We start from the raw sequence: 20,661 nt of genomic DNA, 5'->3' as shown, positions 1-20,661 counted from the left end.
CCAAAGAGGGGCTCTCATGGTGGACACGCTCGGCGTCGCCGTCGTCGGATTCGGCTGGATGGGGCGGGTGCACACCCAGGCGTACGCGCGTGTGCGGCACCACTATCCGCAGCTGCCCCTCGTTCCGGAGCTGGTGACGGTCGCCGAGGAGGTGCCGGGCCGGGCGGAGGAGGCCGCCGCGCAGTTCGGGTTCGCCGCCACGGCCCGCGACTGGCGCGAGGTGGCCGCCGACCCGCGGGTCGAGGCGGTCAGCATCACCGCGCCGAACTTCCTGCACCGCGAGATCGGCGTCGCCATGGCCGAGGCGGGCAAGCACATCTGGATCGAGAAGCCGGTGGGTCTGACCGCCGAGGACGCCCGTGCGGTGGCGGACGCGGTGGCCGCGGCGGGGGTGCAGGGCGCGGTCGGCTTCAACTACCGCAACGCGCCCGCCGTCGAGGCGGCCCGCGAGCTGATCGCCTCCGGGGAGATCGGCACCGTCACACACGTGCGCGTACGGCTGTTCAGCGACTACGCGGCCCACCCCGAGTCCGCGCTGACCTGGCGGTACGAGCGGGAGCGGGGCGGCAGCGGGGTGCTGGGTGACCTGGCCTCGCACGGCGTGGACCTGGCCCGGTTCCTGCTCGGCGACATCACGTCCCTCGCGGCCGACACGGCGGTCTTCCTCCCGGAGCGGGCCCGCCCGGCCGGTGCCACGGCGGGCCACAGCCGCGCCGCCGGAGGTGAACTCGGCCCGGTGGAGAACGAGGACTACGTCAGCTGCCTGCTGCGCTTCGCCTCGGGGGCGCGCGGTGTCCTGGAGGCCTGCCGGGTCTCGGTCGGCGAGCAGAACAACTACGGCTTCGAGGTGCACGGCACCAAGGGGGCGGTGTTCTGGGACTTCCGCCGCATGAACGAGTTGGGCGTCAGCCGCGGCACGACGTACCAGGACCAGTCCGTCACCACGGTCTACGTCGGCCCGGGCCACGGCGAGTTCGCCGCGTTCCAGCCGGGCGCGGCGAACGCGATGGGGTACGACGACCTGAAGGTCATCGAGGCGTACCGCTTCCTGACGTCGGTCGCCGAGGGCTCCGCGCACGGGGCGACGCTCACGGACGCCGTGCACAGCGCGGCCGCTCTGGACGCGATGGCGCGGTCGGCGTCGAGCGGTGCGTGGGCACAGGTGGCCGGAGCGGCGTGAGGCCGCTCCTCAGCGCGCGTTCTGCAGCCGCCGGCCCAGGTAGACCTTCACCGGGACGAGGACGAGCCACAGCCACATGATCCTGGGGCCGGTCACCATGACCAGCGGAACGGTGGCGAGGAAGACCACCACCGACGTGGCGCTGTCGGTGAGGTAGAGCGTGGTCGCCGCATCGGAGGGCCTGTCGTGGCGCAGCCAGGGGCGCCGCGCCAGGACGGTGGCCACCCCGAGGTGGCAGGCGCCCAGCGCGGCGACGGCGCCCGCGTAGACGGCGACCGACACGGACTGCGCGCCGTACTCGGCGAGCAGCCGGGTCGGGAAGGGCACGAGGGCCGCGACGCCGAGGCCGGCGATCGAGATGCCGATCACCTGGCCGTCGATCTCCCGGACGTCCTGGAAGATCCGCCGGTGGTCACGCCAGAAACTCCCCAGCACCGCGACGCTCAGCGCGTAGGCCCCGAGGTCCGGGAGCAGCTCGCCCAGGGCCCTGCGGTAGGCGGCGGGGTCGAGCTCCCGGGGTACGGAGAGATCCAGGACGAGCAGGGTGATGGCGATGGCGAACACACCGTCGACCAGGGTCACCAACCGCTCGGGGCCGCCTTCCGGGCGCGAGGTCCACATGCGCCCGACGGTAGGGGCCGGCACGGGGCTCCTCCCGGACCCACGCCCGGCATCGCCCGCGGATCACACGGCCGCCTGCGGTGGCATGTTGTACGGCGTCACCACCTGGATCGCCGACGGCAGGGTCGGTCCCGCCGGCGGCAGCGCGTCGTGGGCGCGCATGACGGTGTGGCAGGCCTCGCGGACGTCCTGGCGCAGGTCGTGGTGGAGCACGGCGGACAGGCGGTGCTCGCGCAGCAGCCGGGTGTTGTCGTGGTCGAGGTCGTGCGCGACGAACACCGCGCAGTCGCGGCCGAGGTCGTCGAAGGCGCGCAGCGTGGCGATGTTGCCGCCGCCGATCGAGTACACGGCGCGGATGTCCGGGTCGCGCTCCAGTGCGGCCCGGACGAGGTCGTACTGGGTGGCGTCCAGGCCCTGGCCCTCGGCGATCTCGACCAGCGTGCGCTCGGGGTGCCGGGCGCGCATCGCGCTGCGGAAGCCCATCTCGCGCTCTTCCTCGTTGCGGAAGAAGCCGCTGCTGAGGCTGGTGAGGATGTTGCCCGGGCGCTCCCCCAGCCACTGGTCCATCAGGTAGGCGGCCGTCGCTCCCGCCGCCCGGTCGTCTATGCCGACGTAGGCGCGGCGGGCGCTGGCGGGCAGGTCGGTCACCAGCGTCACGACCGGGACGCCGGCGGCTTCGAGCCGGCCGACCGCGGCGGTGACCTCGGGGACGTCCGGGGCTTTGAGGATCACGCCCTGGGAGCCGCGTCGGGCGATGCGGTCCAGGGTCCGCACCAGCTCCCCGGCCGGGCCGGTCTCGCGGAAGTGGAAGCGGGAGCGCAGCACCGCCGGACGCAGCGACGGCAGTTCCGCCTCCAGGGCGGCGCGGATGGCCGTAGTGAACCGCTCGGGCGCCTGCATCACGATGTCGACCATGAACGTGCGGCCGACGAGCCGGACCTGGGTGCGCTGCCGGTCGAGGTCGGCGATGGCCTGGCGGACCTCCCGCGCGGTGCTCTCGCGCACGCCTCCCCTGCCGTTCAGCACCCGGTCGACGGTCGCCTCGCTCAGGCCCGCCTGACGTGCGATCTCCCGGATCGGGAACGGGTGGCCCATGCGCCGGCTCCTTGAGGGGTTTTTGATGGCTCACTGCTGGTTGTTCGAGGTGTTTGTACTGACAAGAATGACAGGGCTGCGTCGCTCCGTGACCCCGAAGGGACGACGATGTCCTTCACCTCCGTCCACCACCGTTCCTGGCTGTCCGAACAGGACTGCGATCTCGACGCGTTCCGCGCGCTGGTCGAGCAGGCCACGGACCCCGTCGACTATCCGCACGCCTCCGCCGTGGAGCGGAACGTGCTCGTCTACGACTGCGGCCTGCTCGAAGGCGACCGGGTGGTCCAGGCCGAGCTGGTGCGGGCGCTCGCCGACGGGCCCGGCATCGTGGTCTTCCGCGGCGCCTTTCCCGACCCCCGGGTCGTGGACCGGGCCACCGAGGTGTTCGAGGCGCTGATCGCCGAGCAGCGCGCCTCGGGCGCTGCCGCCGGTGACCACTTCGCCAAGCCGGGCGCCAACGACCGGGTGTGGAACGCGCTGGAGAAGGCGGCACTCTACGACGCGGAGGCGTTCGCCGACTACTACGCGAACGAGATCCTCGCCCTGGTGGCCACCGCCTGGCTGGGCCCCGGTTACCAGGTCACCTCCCAGCTCAACGTGGTCAACCCGGGCGGCGCCGCGCAGAGCGCGCACCGCGACTACCACCTGGGATTCCTCACGAACGAGGTCGCCGCCGCCTACCCGGCGCACGTGCACCGCCTCTCCCCCGTGCTGACGCTCCAGGGCGCGGTCGCGCACTGCGACATGCCGGTGGAATCCGGGCCGACGATGTACCTGCCGCACTCGCAGAAGTACGCGCCGGGCTACCTCGCCTGGCGGCTCCCGGAGTTCCGGGCGTACTTCGAGGCGCACCAGGTGCAGCTGCCGCTCGCGAAGGGCGACGCGGTGTTCTTCAACCCGGCCCTGTTCCACGCGGCCGGAACCAACCGCTCCGCGGACATCCGGCGCATGGCCAACCTGCTCCAGGTGTCGTCGGCGTTCGGGCGTGCGATGGAGACGGTGGACCGGGAGGCCGTGTCCAACGCGGTGTACCCGGCTCTCCTCAAGCGCAAGGCCGAGGGCGCCGACCAGGCGTGGCTGGACCACGTGGTCGCGGCGAGCGCCGAGGGCTACCCCTTCCCCACCAACCTCGACAGCGACCCGCCGGTCGACGGTCTGGCCCCGCCCTCGCAGGCGGATCTGATGCGGCGGGCGCTGCGCGAGGAATGGACGCCGGAGGCGCTCCGGGCGGAGCTGCGGGCCGGTGCCGAACGGCGAGAGAGCTGAGGAACCGATGGGACTTCTCGACGACAAGGTCGTCCTGGTCAACGGCGGAAGCCAGGGGGTCGGCGCGGCCATCGCGCGGGCCGCGGTGCGCGAGGGGGCGGTCGCGGCCGTCACCGGGCGGCGCCCCGGGCCCGGCGAGGCCCTGGTGGAGGAGCTGACCGCCGCGGGCGGCAAGGCCCTGTACGTGCGGGCCGACCTGTCGGACGCCGGGCAGGCCAAGGACTCCGTGGCGCGGGTCGTGCAGACGTACGGCCGTGTCGACTGCCTCGTGAACTCGGCCGGGCTGACCTCCCGCGGAACGCTGCTCGACACCACGCCCGAGCTGTTCGACCAGCACATCGGGATCAATCTCAAGGGCCCGTTCTTCGCGATGCAGGCGGTGGTGGCGGACATGGTGGGGCGTCAGGCGCCCGGCACGATCGTCAACATCATCACCTCGTCGGCGCACGGCGGGCAGCCGTTCCTGGCGCCGTACGTCGCCGCCAAGGCGGGGCTGATCGGCCTGACCCGCAACGCCGCGCACGCCCACCGCTGGGACCGGGTCCGGATCAACGGCCTGAACATCGGCTGGACCGCGACGGAGGGCGAGGACGCCACGCAGAAGGCGTTCCACGGGGCGGGGGACGACTGGCGCGAGGAGGCCGCAGCGAAGCTGCCGATGGGCAAGCTGGGGCAGCCGGACGAGATCGCCGACTTCGTCGTGTTCCTGCTGTCGGAGCGGTCCGGGGTGGTCACGGGATCGGTCATCGACTGGGATCAGAACGTGTTGGGGGGACTCGACTGAGGATTTGCCGCGCTTCGTCGTCCAGTCGTGCGCGGCGCCTTCGTGGCGTGCCGCGCCCACGCGGCGGAGCCGCACATCGAAACAGCCCCGCGCCCCTGACGGGGGTGCTTTCCCCCACCCTGCAACAAGGAGCAACACCCCATGCGTATCGGAATCCTCGGCCTCGGCCGCATCGGCGCCTTCCACGCCGAGACCCTCTCCGGACTCGACGCCGTCGACTCCCTCGTCGTGACCGACCCGTTCGCCGATGCCGCGAAGGCCGCCGCCGAGCGGTTCGGGGCCGACGTCGTGGACTCGCCGGAGGCCCTGCTGGCCGCCGGTGTGGACGGCATCGTCGTCGCGGCCGCCACGGACGCCCACCCCGCGCTGATCCTGGCCGGTGTCGAGGCCGGCGTCCCGGTGTTCTGCGAGAAGCCGGTCGCCAGGACCATGGCCGAGGGTGTCGAGGTGCTCAAGGCCGTCGCCGGCCGGGACGTGCCGATCCAGGTCGGCTACAACCGCCGCTTCGACACCGGCTTCGTCAACGCCCGCGCCGCCGTGCAGAGCGGTGAGCTCGGCAAGCTGCACACGGTCCGCTCGACCACCCTCGACCCGGCGCCCCCGCCGGCCGCGTACATCGCCGCTTCCGGCGGCATCTTCCGCGACTGCTCGGTGCACGACTTCGACATCATCCGCTGGGTGACCGGCCGTGAGGTGACCGAGGTGTACGCCGTCGGCGGCAACCGCGGCGCGGACTTCATCAAGGAGGCCGGTGACGCCGACACCACCGGCGCGATCCTCACCCTCGACGACGGCACCATCGCGGTCGTGTCCAACTCCCGCCACAACGCCCGCGGTTACGACGTCCGCATGGAGATCCACGGCTTCCAGGACTCCATCGCCGTCGGCCTGGAGGACAAGCTGCCGCTGCGCTCGGTCGAGCCGGGCGTGACCTTCCCCGCGGGTACCCCGCACGACTTCTTCATGGACCGCTTCACCGACGCCTACCGCGCCGAACTGACAGCGTTCACCGAGGTCGTCGCCGGCACCCGCCCCTCCCCCTGCACCATCGAGGACGCGCTGGAGGCGGGCTGGATCGCCGACGCGTGCACCCTGTCGCTGAACGAGCACCGCCCCGTGACGATCGAGGAGGTACGGCAGGCATGAGCGAGACGGGCCGGGAACCCCTGCGCATAGGTGTGCTGGGAGCCGCGCGGATCACCGAACGCTCCCTCGTCGACCCGGCCCGGGCGACCGGCCACCGCCTCGTCGCGGTGGCCGCCCGCGACCGCGCCCGCGCCGAGGCGTTCGCCGCCCGGCACGGCGTGGAGCGGGTGGCGGGTTCGTACGCCGAGCTGATCGCCGATCCCGAGGTCGACGTCGTCTACAACCCGCTCGCCAACGGCCTGCACGGCCCGTGGAACCTGGCCGCCCTCGCGGCCGGCAAGCACGTGCTGTCGGAGAAGCCGTCGGCGAGCAACGCCGAGGAGGCGGCCGACATACGGCAGGCCGCCCAGCAGGCCGGGACGGTCTTCATGGAGGCCTTCCACTACCTCTTCCACCCCGTCACCCGGCGGCTCCACGAGCTGCTGGCCTCCGGCGAACTCGGCGAACTGCGGCACGTCGAGGCCCTGGTCGCCATCGCCGCGCCGCCGGACACCGACCCGCGCTGGTCGCTGCCGCTGGCCGGCGGTGCCCTGATGGACCTCGGCTGCTACAGCCTGCACGCGCTGCGGATGCTCGCCCCCTGGGCGGGCGGCGCCCCGCACCTGACCGCGGCCCGGGGCGGGGAGCGCGCGGGCGCGCCCGGCGTCGACGAGTGGCTGGACGCCGACCTGGAGTACCCCGGCGGCGCGACGGGCTCGGCCCGTTGCCACATGGCACACGACGGCCTGGACATGAGCATCCGGATCGTCGGCTCCCGGGGCGAGGCGACCGCCCCGAACTTCGTCCTGCCTCAGATGGACGACCGGGTCGTGATCCGCACGCCCGAGGGTGAGCGCACGGAGCACCTCGGCACCCGCTCGTCGTACACGTACCAGCTGGAGGCGTTCGCGGCCCGGGTGCGGGGCGGTGCTCCGCTGCCGCTGGACGCGGACGACGCGGTGACGGCGATGGAGCTCATCGACGCCTGCTACCGGAAGGCCGGCTTCGGGCCCCGGCCACGGACCAGGATCTGACGCACACGGAAAGGGCCCGGGGCGTGCCCCGGGCCCTTTTCACGCGTACAGCGCGGGTCTCTCCACGAGTCCGACCTCGACGCGGCCGCCGTTCTCCAGCGCCCGCACCCCCGCCTCGCACACCACCGCCGCGGCATAACCGTCCCAGGTGCTCGGGCCGGTGACCTCGCCGCGGCGGGTGGCGTCGACCCAGGCCTGGATCTCCTGGTCGTAGGCCGCCTCGAAGCGTTCGGTCCAGTCCTGGGCGATGGTGCCGCCCCAGCGGCCGGCCATGTTGGTGACCAGGGCGTGGCCGTCGCCGATGCGGGCGGTGCCGCGTTCGCAGACCACCTCGGCCTGGACCTGGTAGCCGAAGCCGCAGTTGACGAAGATCTCGACGTCGCTGAGGGCACCGCCGTCGGTCTCGAAGACGACGAACTGGGGGTCCTGCAAGGCGTCCGGGGCGCTGACCGAGGGGGTGGGGCGCAGCACCGTGACGGCGGTGATCTCGTGGCCCAGCAGCCAGCGGGTCGCGTCGGCCTCGTGGGCGACGGAGTCGCTGATGAGCATGGAGCTGGTGAAGAAGGGCGGGCTGGCGACGTTGCGGTGCCGGTTGTGCAGCATGAGCGGACGGCCTAGCTGACCCGTCGTCAGCAGGGCCTTCAGCTTCGCGTACTCGGGGTCGTAGCGGCGCATGAAGCCGACCTGGACCCGGCGGTGGCCGAGTCGTTGTTCGGCTTCGAGGACGCGCAGCGCGGAGGCCGCGTCGGGGGTGAGCGGCTTCTCGCACAGGACGGGCAGATCGTGCTCGAAGGCGGCGAGGAGGGTGGCTTCGTGGGCCGGGCCGGGTGAGGCGATCAGGACGGCGTCGACGTCGGCCGCCGCCATCGCGGCCGCCGGGTCCGTGTGGGCGGTGCAGCCGTCGACCCGGGCGGCGACGGCCTTCGCGCGCTCCGCGTCGATGTCCACGACGGCCGCCACCCGTGCTCCGCTGGTGACTTCGTGGACGCGGCGCACGTGGTCGGCGCCCATCCTTCCGGTACCGATGACCGCCACTCCGAGTGGGGCGCGCTCCGTCATGGCCGTCCTTTCGGGTCGTCAGGCGCCGCAGGACCTCAGGAACTTGCGGGTGCGCACCGCGATCGGCAGCGGCTTGTCCGGCTCGCAGGGGTACATGTCCTGCTCGACGATGGCGAAGAGGTCCACGCCCAGCTTCTGCGCGGCCGTCAGGACGGGGCCCAGCTCCGGGACGCCGGCGGGCGGTTCGCACATCACGCCGCGTGCGACGGCCGGGCCGAACGGGACCTCGTTCTTGACGACGTCCGCGAGGATCTCCGGGTCGACCTGCTTGAGGTGCAGGTAGCCGATGCGCTCGCCGTACGTCTCGATCAGCTTGACGCTGTCGCCGCCGCAGTAGGCGTAGTGCCCGGTGTCCAGGCAGAGGTTGACGGCGTCGGAGTCGGTCGAGTCGAGGAACCGCTCGACGTGCTCCTCGGTGTCGATGTGGGTGTCGGCGTGCGGGTGGACGACGATGTCCAGGCCGTACCGGTCCTTCACCTCTCGGCCCAGGCGCTCCATGCCGGTGGTGAGGTTGCGCCACTGCTCGGTGGTGAGCTCCGGCGCCTCCAGGATCTCGGCGGTCTTGTCGTCCCGCCAGAACGACGGGATGACCACCAGGTGCTTGGCGTCCATAGCCTGGGTGAGGGCGGCCACGTTGCTGACCTGCTCCCAGGTGGAGTCCCACTCGGAGGGGCCGCGGTGCAGTCCGCAGAAGATGGTGCCGGCGGAGACCTTCAGGTTCCGCTTGGCCACCTCGTCGGTGAGCCGGGCCGGGTCGGTGGGCAGGTAGCCGTAGGGGCCGAGTTCGATCCAGGAGTAGCCGGCCTCGGCGACCTCGTCGAGGAAGCGTTCCCAGGGCACCTGCTGGGGGTCGTCGGGGAACCAGACGCCCCAGGAGTCGGGGGCGGAGCCGACCCGGATGCGGTCGAGCGCGTGGGCCATGTCAGGACTTTCCTTCCGAGGACGTGGCTACGGGAGCGGTGAGGTCCCCCTCTTCGGGGAGCTCTTCGACGTCGACACCGTGAACCTGGCTCAACTCGTGCTTGAGGGAAGCCAGTTCGGCGCCGCCCGCCATGTGGTTGGTCAGCTCTTCGAGGCTGACGTCACTGCGCGAGGCGGAGAGTTCCATGGTGCCGAGCCGCAGCACGCTGAAGTGGTCGCCGACCATGTAGGCGTGGTGCGGGTTGTGGGTGATGAAGATGACGCCGAGGCCCTTCTCGCGGGCGGCGGCGATGTACTTCAGCACCACACCGGACTGCTTGACGCCGAGGGCGGCGGTCGGCTCGTCCAGGATCAGCACACGGGCGCCGAAGTAGACGGCGCGGGCGATGGCCACGCACTGGCGCTGGCCGCCGGAGAGGGTGCCGATGGGCTGCTCCATGTCGTCCAGGACGATGCCCATGGCGCGCAGTTCCTCGTCCGCGGTCTTCTTCATCTTGCCGATGTCGAGACGGCGGACGGGCCAGGGGCCCTTGGTCATCTCGGAGCCGAGGAAGAAGTTGCGCCACACCGGCATCAGCGGGACGACGGCCAGATCCTGGTAGACCGTGGCGATGCCCTTGTCGAGGGCCTCGCGCGGGGTGGAGAAACGCACCGGTTCGCCGTCGACGAGGAACTCGCCCTCGGTGTGCTGGTGCAGACCCGAGATGATCTTGATGAGGGTGGACTTGCCGGCGCCGTTGTCACCCAGGACGCAGGTCACCTTGCCGGGGTGGACCTCCAGGCTCACGCCGTGCAGGGCACGGATGTTGCCGTAGGACTTGCCCGCGCCGCGCAGTTCGACGAGGGGACGCTCGCCGTCGGGCGGGGTGTCCTTCAGGACGGCACCGTGGGTGCCGGTTTCTTTGCTGGTCATCGCGGTCACCTCCGGGTCGCCGTGCGCTGGACCCACAGATTGATGAGGACGGCACCGAGGAGCATCACGCCGAGGAAGGCCTTGAACCAGTCCGGGTTCCAGCCGGCGTAGACGATGCCCTGCTGCACCATGCCGAACATGAAGGCACCGAAGACCGGGCCGATCGCGGAGCCGTAGCCGCCGGTGAGCAGGCAGCCGCCGATGACGGCCGCGGCGATGTAGATGAGCTCCTGGCCCACGCCCTCGCCGGACTGCACGGTGTTGAAGGAGAACAGCTGGTGCATGCCGACGAACCAGGCGCCGAAGCCGACCAGCATGAACAGGGAGATCTTGGTGAACGTCACGGGCACACCGACGGCCCGCGCGGAGTGCTTGTTTCCGCCCACGGCGAAGATCCAGTTGCCGTACTTGGTGCGCAGCAGCACCCAGGTGGCGAGGGCGGCGAACACCAGCCAATACACCACCGTGATCTTGACGTTCACCCCGCCGACCTCGAACGACGAGGCGAAGATCTTCTGCGCCTGGGCGAAGCCGTCCATGTCGCTGATGTCGTCGGTGGCCACGTTGCCCGTGACCAGCTTCGTGATCGCGAGATTCACGCCCTGGAGGATCAGGAAGGTGCCCAGGGTGACCAGGAAGCTCGGCAGGCCGGTCTTCACCAGCAGCCAGCCGTTGAAGGCGCCGATCGCGAGCGAGACGAGCAGGGCGACGATCACGCCGACCCAGACGTTCATGGTCAGCTGGTAGCTGAGCATCGACGCGGTCAGCGCCGAGGTGATCACGGCGACACCGGCGGACAGGTCGAACTCGCCGCCGATCATCAGCAGGGCCACGGGCAGCGCCATGATCCCGATGGTCGACGACTGGTACAGGATGTTCGCCATCGAGCTGCCGTCACGTACCGGCGGAGCGGCGAACAGGAAGAACACGAGCACGGCGACGGCGCCGAGGAAGACCCCGACCTCGGGCCGGGCCAGCAGCCGCAGCGCCAGCGGGCGCTGCCGCGTCCGGCCGTCGGACTGCTTCTGGCCGGGGGCCGGCGGTGTTCCCACCGCCGGCGTGGCCTGCTGGGTCATGCTCATCACCGGGTGCCCTTCGCGGCGAACTCCCCGATCTTGTCGACGTTCGACTTGTCGACGAAGGCCGGGCCGGTCAGCACGGGCTGCTCGCCGCCGCCGCTGTAGTTGCCGTTGTTCTTGTAGAGCCACAGGCCGTCGACGGCCAGGTAGCCCTGGAGGTAGGGCTGCTGGTCGACGGCGAACTGGATGTCGCCGGCCTTGATGGACTTGATCAGGTCCTTGTTGAGGTCGAAGGTGGCGATCTTCGCCTTGCTGCCGGCGTCCTCGGCCGACTGCACGGCCGTCAGCGCGAAGGGGGCGCCGAGCGTGACGACGTAGTCGATGGACGGGTCCTGCTTCAGCTTGGCCGTGATCGTCGACTTCACGGACGGCATGTCGGTGCCGTTGACGTTCTGCGGGTCGACCTTGCCCTCGAAGGTCTTCGCCACACCGTCGCAGCGCTGGGTGAGGCCGACGTTGCCCTGCTCCTGCATGACGCAGAGGACCTTCTTGGCACCGACCTCGTTGAGCTTCTTGCCGAAGGCCTCGCCCGCGACGGACTCGTCCTGGCCGAAGAACTCCAGCAGGTTGAGCTTCTTCCAGTCGCTCAGGCCGGAGTTGAGGCCGACGACGGGTATCCCGGCGCTCTCGGCCTTGCCTATGACGCCCTTGAGGGCGTCCGGCTTGGCGAGGGTGACGGCGATGCCGTCGACCTTCTGGTCGATCGCGTTCTGGACGAGGTTGGCCTGGTTGCCCGCGTTCGGGTCGGCGGAGTAGACGAGCTTGATGTTGTCCTTGGCGGCCGCGACCTCGGCGCCCTTGCGGACGGTGTCCCAGAAGGTGTCGCCGGGCGCCTGGTGCGTGACCAGGGCGACGGTCATGCGCGGGGTGGTCGCCTTGCCCGCCGAGGCGTTCGCGGCGCCTTCCTCGGACTTCTTGCCTCCGGAACTGCTGGAGCAGCCGGCGAGGGTCAGGGCCGCTGCTGCGGCCACGGCGATGACGGGCGCGAACCTGCGGGAGCGGGGGTGAGAAGAGCGGTCCATCTTTCCTGGCACCTCACTGTGCTACTGCGGGGGAAAGGAAGGGATCACGAAGGGATCCGTGGTCCCGGAGCCTTACGGAGTCCGGATCATGATGCCGCAAACCGACTGTTGCGATGGCACGGGATACAAGTCGCTGCCAGGCCCGCTGTCAATACTTTGTTAAGACATCATTTCACAAGCAGGTCCGAATGTAAGTACAAACTATTGACAGCACCGCCCTCCGAGACCTACACCTGGGAGGCGGCAGGTCCCGTGGATCCACGCCCCCACCGTGTCAGGGCGCCCCAGGACCCGCATCCCCAGCTTCCCGAGGAGGTCGCGCATGGCCGAGCCAGCCCAGTATTTCGATGTGATCACGATGGGCCGCATCGGGGTCGACCTCTACCCCCTGCAGACCGGCGTCCCCCTGGCCGACGTGGAGACTTTCGGAAAATTCCTGGGAGGTTCCGCGGCCAATGTGGCGGTCGCCGCAGCCCGCCTCGGACGCCGCACGGCGGTGATCACGCGCACCGGCGACGACCCCTTCGGCACGTATCTGCACGAGGCGCTGAAGGACTTCGGCGTCGACGACCGCTGGGTCACCCCGGTCGGCGCGTACCCGACGCCGGTCACGTTCTGCGAGATCTTCCCGCCGGACGACTTCCCGCTGTACTTCTACCGCCGCCCCAAGGCGCCGGACCTGGAGATCCACACCGACGAGCTGGACTTCTTCGCCATCCGCGGCGCCCGGATCTTCTGGATCACCGGCACCGGCCTGAGCGAGGAGCCCAGCCGCTCCGCCACGCTCGCCGCCCTCAAGGCCCGCGACAAGTCCGGCATCACCGTCTTCGACCTCGACTGGCGCCCGATGTTCTGGCGCGACCCGGAGGAGGCCCGCCCGTACTACCGCGAGGCCCTGCGGCACGCCACGGTCGCCGTCGGCAACCTCGACGAGTGCGAGATCGCCACCGGCGTGCGCGAGCCGCAGGCCTGCGCGGACGCGCTGCTGGAGGCCGGCGTGGAGCTGGCCGTCGTCAAGCAGGGCCCCAAGGGCGTCCTGGCCGTGCACCGCGACGGCACCCGGGCCGAGGTGCCGCCGGTGCCCGTCGAGGTGGTCAACGGCCTCGGCGCGGGCGACGCCTTCGGCGGCTCGCTCTGCCACGGTCTGCTCGGCGGCTGGGACCTGGAGAAGACCATGCGCCACGCCAACGCCGCCGGCGCCCTCGTCGCCTCGCGCCTCGCCTGCTCCTCCGCGATGCCCACCGAGTCGGAGGTCGCGGACCTCCTCGCCGGGGTGCCGTCGCCGAGCACGAGCCACTGAAACGGAGCCTTCCTTGAACATCGGCATCCCCGACCTCACCACGGTCCGGGCCCGCAATCCCGAGGCCGTCGCCGAGGCGGCGGCCCGGCGGACGCGGCGCCCGCTGCTCGGCGACAGCGGCCGCCTGATGATCGTGGCCGCCGACCACCCGGCGCGCGGCGCCCTCGGGGTCGGCGACCGGCGCCTGGCCATGGCCAACCGCGCCGACCTGCTGGAGCGGCTGTGCACCGCGCTGTCGCGGCCCGGCGTCGACGGGGTGCTCGCCACCGCCGACATCCTGGAGGACCTCCTGCTCCTCGGCGTCCTCGACGACAAGGTTGTCATGGGCTCCATGAACCGCGGCGGCCTGGCCGGAGCCTCCTTCGAGATGGACGACCGCTTCACCGGCCACCGCGCCGAGGACATCGCCCGGCTCCGCTTCGACGCGGGCAAGCTCCTGGTCCGCATCGACTACGACGACCCGGGCTCGCTGACCACGCTGGAGTCCACCGCGCGGGCGATCGACGCCATGGCGGAGCGGCGACTGCCCCTGTTCGTCGAGCCGTTCATCTCCCGGCGGATCGACGGCAGGGTCGTCAACGACCTGTCCGCCGAGGCCGTCACCCGGTCCGTCGCCATAGCCTCCGGGCTCGGCGGCACCTCCGCCTACACCTGGCTGAAGCTGCCCGTCACCGACGACCCGGAGGACATGGCCGAGGTGCTGGAGACCTCCACCCTGCCGGTCGTGCTGCTCGGCGGCGAGGTGGGCGAGGACCAGGAGGGCGCCTACGAGCGCTGGCGCAAGGCCCTGCGGCTGCCCACCGTCCAGGGCATGGTCGTAGGACGGTCGCTGCTCTACCCGGCCGGGGGCAGCGTGGAAGAAGCGGTCGACACGGCCGTCGGTCTGCTGTGATCCGGAGGATGCCATGACGTACCACCTTCCCGCCGGCAAGGCCCTCGGCGGCCCTTACGCCGTCGACGTCACGCCCGAGAAGGCAGGCTGGGGGCATTCCAGCCTGCGGGTCCTGGAGCTGCCGCCGGGCGGCGCGCACTCCTTCGACACCGGTGACAGCGAGTGGATCGTCGTCCCGCTGAGCGGCGGCTGCACGGTCGCCGCCGGGGACGACTTCGGCCAGGAGACGTTCGAACTCCAGGGACGCGCCGACGTGTTCAGCGGCGTCAGCGACTTCGCGTACGTGCCGCGCGACGCCCGCGCGACCGTGACGTCCGCCGGCGGTGGCCGGTTCGCGCTGACCGGCGCGCGCTGCACCCGCCGGCTGCCCGCGCGCTACGGCCCCGCGTCAGAGGTCCCGGTGGAGCTGCGGGGCACCGGGAACTGCTCCCGGCAGGTCAACAACTTCGGCGCGGCCGGGGTCTTCGAGTGCGACAAGCTCATCGCGGTCGAGGTGATCACGCCGGGCGGCAACTGGTCGTCGTTCCCGCCGCACAAGCACGACGAGCACCGGCCGGGCGAGGAGTCCGTGCTGGAGGAGATCTACTACTTCGAGTTCGCCGGCCACGACGGCACCCCGGGCCTCGGCTACCAGCGCGTCTCCCCCTCCGGCCCGGGCCGGGACACCGATGTGCTGGCCGAGGTCCGCGACGGCGACGTCGTCCTGATCCCGGACGGCTGGCACGGGCCGTCGATGGCCACGCCCGGCCACCACATGTACTACCTCAACGTCATGGCGGGCCCGGAGGCCGAGCGCGCCTGGCTGATCTGCGACCACCCCGACCACGCCTGGGTCCGCGACACCTGGCCGGACCAGCCGGTCGACCCCCGCCTCCCCCTCTACACCGCCCCGGAGACCTCCGTATGAGCGCCCCCACCCGCCGACTGACGACCGCCCAGGCACTGGTGCGGTTCCTGTCCGCCCAGTACACCGAGCGCGACGGCGTGCGCCGCCGGCTGATCGCCGGGACCTGGGGCATCTTCGGACATGGCAACGTTGCCGGGGTCGGCCAGGCGCTCTTGGAGGCGGGCGAGGAGGTCATGCCGTTCCACCAGGGGCGCAACGAGCAGTCCATGGTGCATGCGGCGGTCGGCTACGCCCGGCAGCTGAACCGCCTGTCCGCGCAGGCGGTGACGACGTCGATCGGCCCGGGCGCCACGAACCTGGTCACCGGCGCGGCCCTGGCGACGATCAACCGGCTGCCGGTGCTGCTCCTGCCCGGTGACTACTTCGCCTCGCACGCCCCCGACCCGCTGCTCCAGCAGCTGGAGCACCCGGTCGAGGCGGACGTGTCGGTCAACGACACGCTGCGCCCGGTGTCGAGGTACTTCGACCGGATCACCCGCCCCGAGGCGCTGATCCCCTCGGCGCTCCAGGCGATGCGGGTGCTGGCCGACCCGGCCGAGACCGGCGCCGTCACCCTCGCCCTGCCGCAGGACGTGCAGGCGGAGGCATACGACTGGCCGGAGGAGTTCTTCGCCGAGCGGGTCTGGTACGTACGGCGTCCCGCGCCGGACCCGGTGGAACTGGCGGCCGCCGTCGAGGCGATCAGGTCGGCGGAACGGCCGCTGATCGTAGCGGGCGGCGGCGTGCACCACAGCGAGGCCGAGCAGGCGCTGCAGGCGTTCGTGGAGGCCACCGGCATCCCCGTCGCCTCCACCCAGGCCGGCAAGGGCTCACTCCGCCACGACCACCCCGCCGACCTCGGCGGCATCGGCCACACCGGCACCGCGGTCAGTGACGAACTCGCCCGCACCGCCGACCTGGTGATCGGCGTCGGCACCCGCTACACCGACTTCACCACCGCCTCCGGCACCCTCTTCCAGAACCCTGACGTGCGGTTCCTGAACCTCAACATCACCGCCTTCGACGCGCACAAGCTGGCCGCGCGGACCCTGGTGTGCGACGCCCGGTCCGGTCTGGAGAAGCTGGCCGGGGGGCTGGCCGGGCACCACGTGTCCGAGGCCTACGAGGCCGGGTACCGCGCCGGCAAGGAGCGCTGGGACGAGGTCGTCGAGGCCGCCTACCGGGCCGGCGACGACAGCGCGGTCCCGACCCAGACGCAGGTGCTCGGCGCGCTGGACGCGGCCGTCGGCGACGACGACGTGGTGATCAACGCGGCCGGTTCGCTCCCCGGCGACCTGCACAAGCTGTGGCGCTCCCGCAGCCCGCGCCAGTACCACCTGGAGTACGGCTACTCCTGCATGGGCTACGAGATCCCGGCCGGCATCGGCGTCCAGCAGGCCGCCCCGGGCACCCCGGTCTGGGCGCTGGTCGGCGACGGCACCTACCTGATGATGCCGACGGAGATCGTCACCGCCGTCCAGGAGGGGCTGCCGGTCAACATCGTCCTGATCCAGAACCACGGCTACGCCTCGATCGGGGGCCTGTCGGAGGAGACCGGCGGCGAGCGGTTCGGCACCGCCTACCGCTTCCGGGCCGCCGACGGCACCTTCACCGGCGCCCCGCTGCCCGTCGACCTCGCCGCCAACGCCGCGAGCCTCGGCATGGACGTGCTGCGCGCCAAGACGGTGCGCGAGCTGCGCGAGGCGCTCGCCGCGGCCCGCGCCTCCGACCGCCCGACGTGTGTGTACGTCGAGACCGACCCGGCCCCGACCGCTCCCCCGGCCGAGGCCTGGTGGGACGTGCCGGTCGCCGAGACCGCCTCCCGGGAGGCGGCCGTCGAGGCCCGTGAGCGCTACGACCGCCACGTCGCGGACCGCCGCCGCCACCTCTGAACTCCCCCTGACCTCAAGCTCCACGAAAGGCCCTTGCGCACCATGAAGACCATCACCCACTGGATCGACGGCAAGCCCGTCGAGGGCACCTCCGGCCGGTTCGGCCCCGTCTACAACCCGGCGACCGGCGCCCAGGAGAAGCAGGTCGCGTTCGCATCCGTCGACGAGGTCGACGCCGCGGTCGCCTCCGCCAAGGCCGCCTTCGAGAGCTGGGGCGAGTCCTCCCTGGCCAAGCGCACGGCGATCCTGTTCAAGTACCGCGAGCTGCTCGACGCCCACCGCGACGAGATCGCCGAGCTGATCACCGCCGAGCACGGCAAGGTGCACTCCGACGCGCTCGGCGAGGTCGCGCGCGGCATGGAGATCGTGGAGCTGGCGTGCGGGATCTCCGTCCAGCTCAAGGGCGAGCTGTCCACCCAGGTCTCCACCCGGGTCGACGTCGCCTCGATCCGCCAGCCGCTGGGCGTCGTCGCCGGCATCACGCCGTTCAACTTCCCGGCGATGGTGCCGATGTGGATGTTCCCGCTGGCGATCGCCTGCGGCAACACCTTCGTGCTGAAGCCCTCGGAGAAGGACCCCTCGGCCTCCTTCCGGCTGGCCGAGCTGGCCACCGAGGCGGGCCTGCCGGAGGGCGTCCTGAACATCGTGCAGGGCGACAAGACGGCCGTGGACCGTATCCTGGAGCACCCGGACATCGAGGCGGTGTCCTTCGTCGGCTCGACGCCGATCGCCAAGTACATCCAGCTGAAGGCGGTCGAGCACGGCAAGCGGGTGCAGGCCCTCGGCGGCGCCAAGAACCACATGCTGGTGCTGCCCGACGCCGATCTGGAACTCGCCGCCGACCAGGCGATCAACGCCGCGTACGGCTCGGCGGGCGAGCGCTGCATGGCCGTGTCGGTGGTCGTGGCCGTCGGTGACATCGGCGACGAGCTGGTCGGCAAGATCGCCGAGCGGGCGAGGAACCTGAAGATCGGCCCCGGAAACGACCCGGCCTCCGAGATGGGCCCGCTGATCACCCGCGAGCACCGCGACAAGGTGGCGTCCTATGTGACGTCGGCCGCCGAGCAGGGCGCCGAGGTCGTGGTCGACGGCACGGGCTTCTCGGTCGACGGCCACGAGGACGGTTTCTTCCTCGGCGTCTCCCTGCTGGACCGGGTGCCGCTGACGGCGGACGCGTACCGGGACGAGATCTTCGGCCCGGTGCTGGCGGTCGTCCGTGCGCAGACGTACGAGGAGGCCATCCAGCTGATCAACTCCTCCCGCTGGGGCAACGGCACGGCGATCTTCACCCGGGACGGCGGCGCGGCGCGCCGCTTCCAGCTGGAGGTCAAGGCCGGAATGGTCGGCGTCAACGTGCCGATCCCGGTCCCGGTCGGCTACCACTCCTTCGGCGGCTGGAAGGACTCCCTCTTCGGCGACCTGCACATCTACGGCAACGACGGCATCGCCTTCTACACGCAGGGCAAGGTCATCACCACCCGCTGGCCGGACCCGTCCGACGGCGGCATCAACCTCGGTTTCCCGAGCAACTCCTGACACCCTAAGGGGGGTTCATCCATGGCGAAGACCGGTGACCGGGCCCGCACCACGGCGGCCTCCGCGCTCGGCTCGCTGGACTTCGCCCTGGACCGGGGCAGCCCCGTGCCGCTCTACCACCAGCTCGCGCAGCAACTGGAGGCGGCGATCGAGCACGGGGTCCTCGCCCCGGGGAACCTCCTGGGCAACGAGGTCGACCTGGCCGTGCGCCTCGGCCTGTCCCGCCCCACCGTCCGCCAGGCCATCCAGTCCCTCGTCGACAAGGGGCTGCTGGTCCGGCGGCGCGGGGTGGGCACGCAGGTGGTGCACAGCCAGGTCAGACGCCCGCTGGAACTGAGCAGCCTCTACGACGACCTGGAGACGGCGGGGCAGGCGCCGACCACCGAGGTCGTGCGCAACGAGGTCGTCCCGGCCGCCGGGGACGTGGCCGCCGCCCTGGGGGTGCCGGAGGGCGGCGAGGTGACCGTCCTGGACCGGCTGCGCCGCACGCACGGCCGGCCGGTGGCGCTGCTGCGCAACTACCTGCCGGCGCCCCTGCTGGACCTCGACAGCGCACGCCTGGAGTCGACCGGCCTGTACCGCATGATGCGCTCGGCGGGCATCACGCTGCACAGCGCCCGCCAGACCGTCGGTGCCCGCGCGGCCACCGCCCGGGAGGCGTCCCGTCTGGACGAGGAGGAGGGCGCGGCGCTGCTCACCATGCGGCGCACGGCGTACGACGACACGGGGCGCCCGGTCGAGTACGGAACGCACATCTACCGGGCCTCGCTCTACACGTTCGACTTCCAGTTGCTGGTGAGGCCGTAGCGGATGGCGCGGATGGGCCCGAACAGCTTGACTCCACGGCACAACCGGGCGCAAAGTCGTATATATACACCGTAAACGTACGAGTCCCCGGGGAAGAGCCTGGCTCATGAGCCCACCGTCCACCGTGCTGGTCACCGGCGGAGCCGGTTTCATAGGCAGTCACGCCTGCGCCGAACTCCTGGACCACGGCTACGAGTTGATCGTCGTCGACGACTACTCCAACAGCACCCCGCAGGTCTTCACACGGATGCAGCGGGTCGCCGGACGCTTCGTGGGCGCCGTGTACGAGCTGGACATCCGCGACCGGCAGGCCCTGTCGGCGGTGTTCCACCGGCACGCCGTGGACGCCGTCGTGCACTTCGCCGCCCTGAAGTCGGCCGGCCGGTCGGCGCGCCTGCCCTTGGAGTACTACGACACCAACATCGCCGGCACCACAGCCCTGCTGCGCACCATGCAGGAGCACGGGGTGCACCGGCTCATCTTCTCGTCCACGTGTTCGATATACGGTGAGGCCGCGCACGGGCCGCTCGACGAGTCCGCACCGGCCCGCCCGGCCAACCCTTTCGCCGCTTCCAAGTGGGTCTGTGAGCAGATCCTGGCCGACGTGTGCGCCCGCCGCCCCGAGTACGCCGTGATGTGCCTGCGCTACTTCAACCCGGTCGGCGCCCACCCCAGCGGACTGCTCGGCGAGGCCCCCCACGACCCGCCCGGGAAGCTGATGCCGTCCCTGGCCAAGGTGGCAGCGGGACAGCGGGACCGGCTGCGCGTGTACGGCACCGACTATCCGACCCCCGACGGGACCGCGATCCGCGACTACGTGCACGTCATGGACACCGTCGAGGCGCTCCGGGTGGCGCTGGACCGCCTCGGCGACCAACCGGGCATGCGGGTGTACAACCTCGGCCGGGGCGAGGGCAGTTCGGTCCTCGACGTGATCACCCAGTTCTCGCGCACGACCGGCCGCCACATCCCCACCGAGGCCGCCCCGCGGCGCCTCGGTGACGTGGCCGAGTACGTCGCCGACGCGCGCGCCGCCGCACGCGACCTGTGCTGGCGCCCCACCAGGGACCTGGACGCCATGTGCCGGGACGCCTGGCGGTTTCAGCGCCTCCATCCGAACGGCTACGCGGAATCGCCGCGCCGCCTCAAGCCGAAGGAGTACTGAACGATCCGTCCGGAGATGACCGCGGAAGAGCCGTGACCGCGATGCGCCGCCCATGTCGAGGGCGGCCCCCTCGTGCACGGCCGC

Annotated in this window: 19 protein-coding genes; 12 read left to right on the top strand and 7 right to left on the bottom strand. The window is 71.4% G+C overall.

Going from position 1 to position 20,661, the window contains the following annotated elements; genetic code table 11:
- The first annotated feature begins 16 nt into the window (after positions 1 to 16).
- Positions 17 to 1,180: a Gfo/Idh/MocA family protein gene (locus tag RFN52_RS35030; RefSeq protein ID WP_184852524.1), complete on the top strand. Its 1,164-nt coding sequence runs from the start codon at positions 17 to 19 to the stop codon at positions 1,178 to 1,180.
- 9 nt (positions 1,181 to 1,189) lie between these two features.
- Here RFN52_RS35030 and RFN52_RS35025 read toward each other — a convergent pair whose 3' ends face one another.
- Together RFN52_RS35025 and RFN52_RS35020 are read right to left on the bottom strand one after the other, a co-directional pair.
- Positions 1,190 to 1,801 (bottom strand): TMEM175 family protein, encoded by a 612-nt coding sequence (locus RFN52_RS35025; protein WP_184852521.1) that lies wholly within the window; start codon positions 1,799 to 1,801, stop codon positions 1,190 to 1,192.
- A gap of 63 nt (positions 1,802 to 1,864) precedes the next feature.
- Positions 1,865 to 2,896 (bottom strand): LacI family DNA-binding transcriptional regulator, encoded by a 1,032-nt coding sequence (locus RFN52_RS35020; RefSeq protein WP_184852519.1) that lies wholly within the window; start codon positions 2,894 to 2,896, stop codon positions 1,865 to 1,867.
- A gap of 108 nt (positions 2,897 to 3,004) precedes the next feature.
- Between RFN52_RS35020 and RFN52_RS35015 the strand changes: the two genes are divergently transcribed.
- From RFN52_RS35015 to RFN52_RS35000, 4 genes are all read left to right on the top strand, one after another.
- A complete protein-coding gene (locus tag RFN52_RS35015) occupies positions 3,005 to 4,162 on the top strand; it encodes a phytanoyl-CoA dioxygenase family protein (RefSeq protein WP_184852517.1) in 1,158 nt (385 codons plus the stop codon).
- A gap of 7 nt (positions 4,163 to 4,169) precedes the next feature.
- The gene (locus RFN52_RS35010) at positions 4,170 to 4,946 is read left to right on the top strand and encodes an SDR family oxidoreductase (protein WP_184852515.1); all 777 of its coding nucleotides are present in this window, start codon (positions 4,170 to 4,172) and stop codon (positions 4,944 to 4,946) included.
- A 141-nt stretch (positions 4,947 to 5,087) separates the two neighbouring features.
- Positions 5,088 to 6,092 (top strand): Gfo/Idh/MocA family protein, encoded by a 1,005-nt coding sequence (locus tag RFN52_RS35005; protein WP_184852513.1) that lies wholly within the window; start codon positions 5,088 to 5,090, stop codon positions 6,090 to 6,092.
- Positions 6,089 to 7,105, top strand: coding sequence for a Gfo/Idh/MocA family protein (locus RFN52_RS35000; RefSeq protein ID WP_184852511.1), 1,017 nt, complete (start codon positions 6,089 to 6,091; stop codon positions 7,103 to 7,105). Before RFN52_RS35005 ends, RFN52_RS35000 begins: the two co-directional genes overlap by 4 nt.
- A gap of 39 nt (positions 7,106 to 7,144) precedes the next feature.
- On the opposite strand, the gene RFN52_RS34995 is transcribed toward RFN52_RS35000, so the two are convergent.
- From RFN52_RS34995 to RFN52_RS34975, 5 genes are read right to left on the bottom strand one after another with little or no spacing between them, the layout of a single operon-like run.
- On the bottom strand, positions 7,145 to 8,164 hold the full coding sequence (locus tag RFN52_RS34995) for a Gfo/Idh/MocA family protein (RefSeq protein WP_184852509.1): 1,020 nt from the start codon (positions 8,162 to 8,164) through the stop codon (positions 7,145 to 7,147).
- Between the two features lie 18 nt (positions 8,165 to 8,182).
- Positions 8,183 to 9,085, bottom strand: coding sequence for a sugar phosphate isomerase/epimerase family protein (locus tag RFN52_RS34990; protein ID WP_184852506.1), 903 nt, complete (start codon positions 9,083 to 9,085; stop codon positions 8,183 to 8,185).
- Position 9,086: 1 nt separating this feature from the next.
- Entirely contained in the window at positions 9,087 to 9,998 is a 912-nt protein-coding gene (locus RFN52_RS34985) for an ATP-binding cassette domain-containing protein (protein ID WP_184852503.1), read from the bottom strand.
- Between the two features lie 5 nt (positions 9,999 to 10,003).
- Positions 10,004 to 11,080, bottom strand: coding sequence for an ABC transporter permease (locus RFN52_RS34980; RefSeq protein WP_184852501.1), 1,077 nt, complete (start codon positions 11,078 to 11,080; stop codon positions 10,004 to 10,006).
- Positions 11,080 to 12,099 (bottom strand): sugar ABC transporter substrate-binding protein, encoded by a 1,020-nt coding sequence (locus tag RFN52_RS34975; RefSeq protein ID WP_184852500.1) that lies wholly within the window; start codon positions 12,097 to 12,099, stop codon positions 11,080 to 11,082. The genes RFN52_RS34980 and RFN52_RS34975 overlap by 1 nt, the downstream gene beginning before the upstream one ends.
- A 322-nt stretch (positions 12,100 to 12,421) precedes the next feature.
- Here RFN52_RS34975 and iolC point away from each other — a divergent pair, with 322 nt between their 5' ends.
- The 7 genes from iolC (at position 12,422) to galE (ending at position 20,577) form a co-directional block, all read left to right on the top strand.
- Entirely contained in the window at positions 12,422 to 13,399 is a 978-nt protein-coding gene (iolC, locus tag RFN52_RS34970) for a 5-dehydro-2-deoxygluconokinase (protein WP_184852497.1), read from the top strand.
- 13 nt (positions 13,400 to 13,412) lie between these two features.
- Positions 13,413 to 14,291 carry a Cgl0159 family (beta/alpha)8-fold protein gene (locus RFN52_RS34965; protein WP_184852495.1) on the top strand — a complete coding sequence of 293 codons (879 nt, stop codon included), beginning with the start codon at positions 13,413 to 13,415 and terminating at the stop codon, positions 14,289 to 14,291.
- Positions 14,292 to 14,304: 13 nt separating this feature from the next.
- On the top strand, positions 14,305 to 15,198 hold the full coding sequence (gene iolB, locus RFN52_RS34960) for a 5-deoxy-glucuronate isomerase (protein WP_184852493.1): 894 nt from the start codon (positions 14,305 to 14,307) through the stop codon (positions 15,196 to 15,198).
- Positions 15,195 to 17,069, top strand: a complete 1,875-nt coding sequence (gene iolD / locus RFN52_RS34955) for a 3D-(3,5/4)-trihydroxycyclohexane-1,2-dione acylhydrolase (decyclizing) (RefSeq protein WP_184852490.1) — start codon at positions 15,195 to 15,197, stop codon at positions 17,067 to 17,069. Before iolB ends, iolD begins: the two co-directional genes overlap by 4 nt.
- 42 nt (positions 17,070 to 17,111) lie before the next feature.
- Entirely contained in the window at positions 17,112 to 18,605 is a 1,494-nt protein-coding gene (locus tag RFN52_RS34950; protein ID WP_184852488.1) for a CoA-acylating methylmalonate-semialdehyde dehydrogenase, read from the top strand.
- Between the two features lie 21 nt (positions 18,606 to 18,626).
- Positions 18,627 to 19,412: a GntR family transcriptional regulator gene (locus RFN52_RS34945; protein ID WP_184852486.1), complete on the top strand. Its 786-nt coding sequence runs from the start codon at positions 18,627 to 18,629 to the stop codon at positions 19,410 to 19,412.
- 106 nt (positions 19,413 to 19,518) lie between these two features.
- The gene (gene galE / locus RFN52_RS34940) at positions 19,519 to 20,577 is read left to right on the top strand and encodes a UDP-glucose 4-epimerase GalE (RefSeq protein WP_184852484.1); all 1,059 of its coding nucleotides are present in this window, start codon (positions 19,519 to 19,521) and stop codon (positions 20,575 to 20,577) included.
- Positions 20,578 to 20,661: the final 84 nt, after the last annotated feature.

The sequence above is a fragment of the Streptomyces collinus genome (genome assembly GCF_031348265.1).
GTDB classification, from domain to species: Bacteria; Actinomycetota; Actinomycetes; order Streptomycetales; family Streptomycetaceae; genus Streptomyces; species Streptomyces collinus.
The sequence above is the reverse complement of the archived record's forward strand: the minus strand, read 5'-3'. Positions and strand labels throughout refer to the sequence as shown.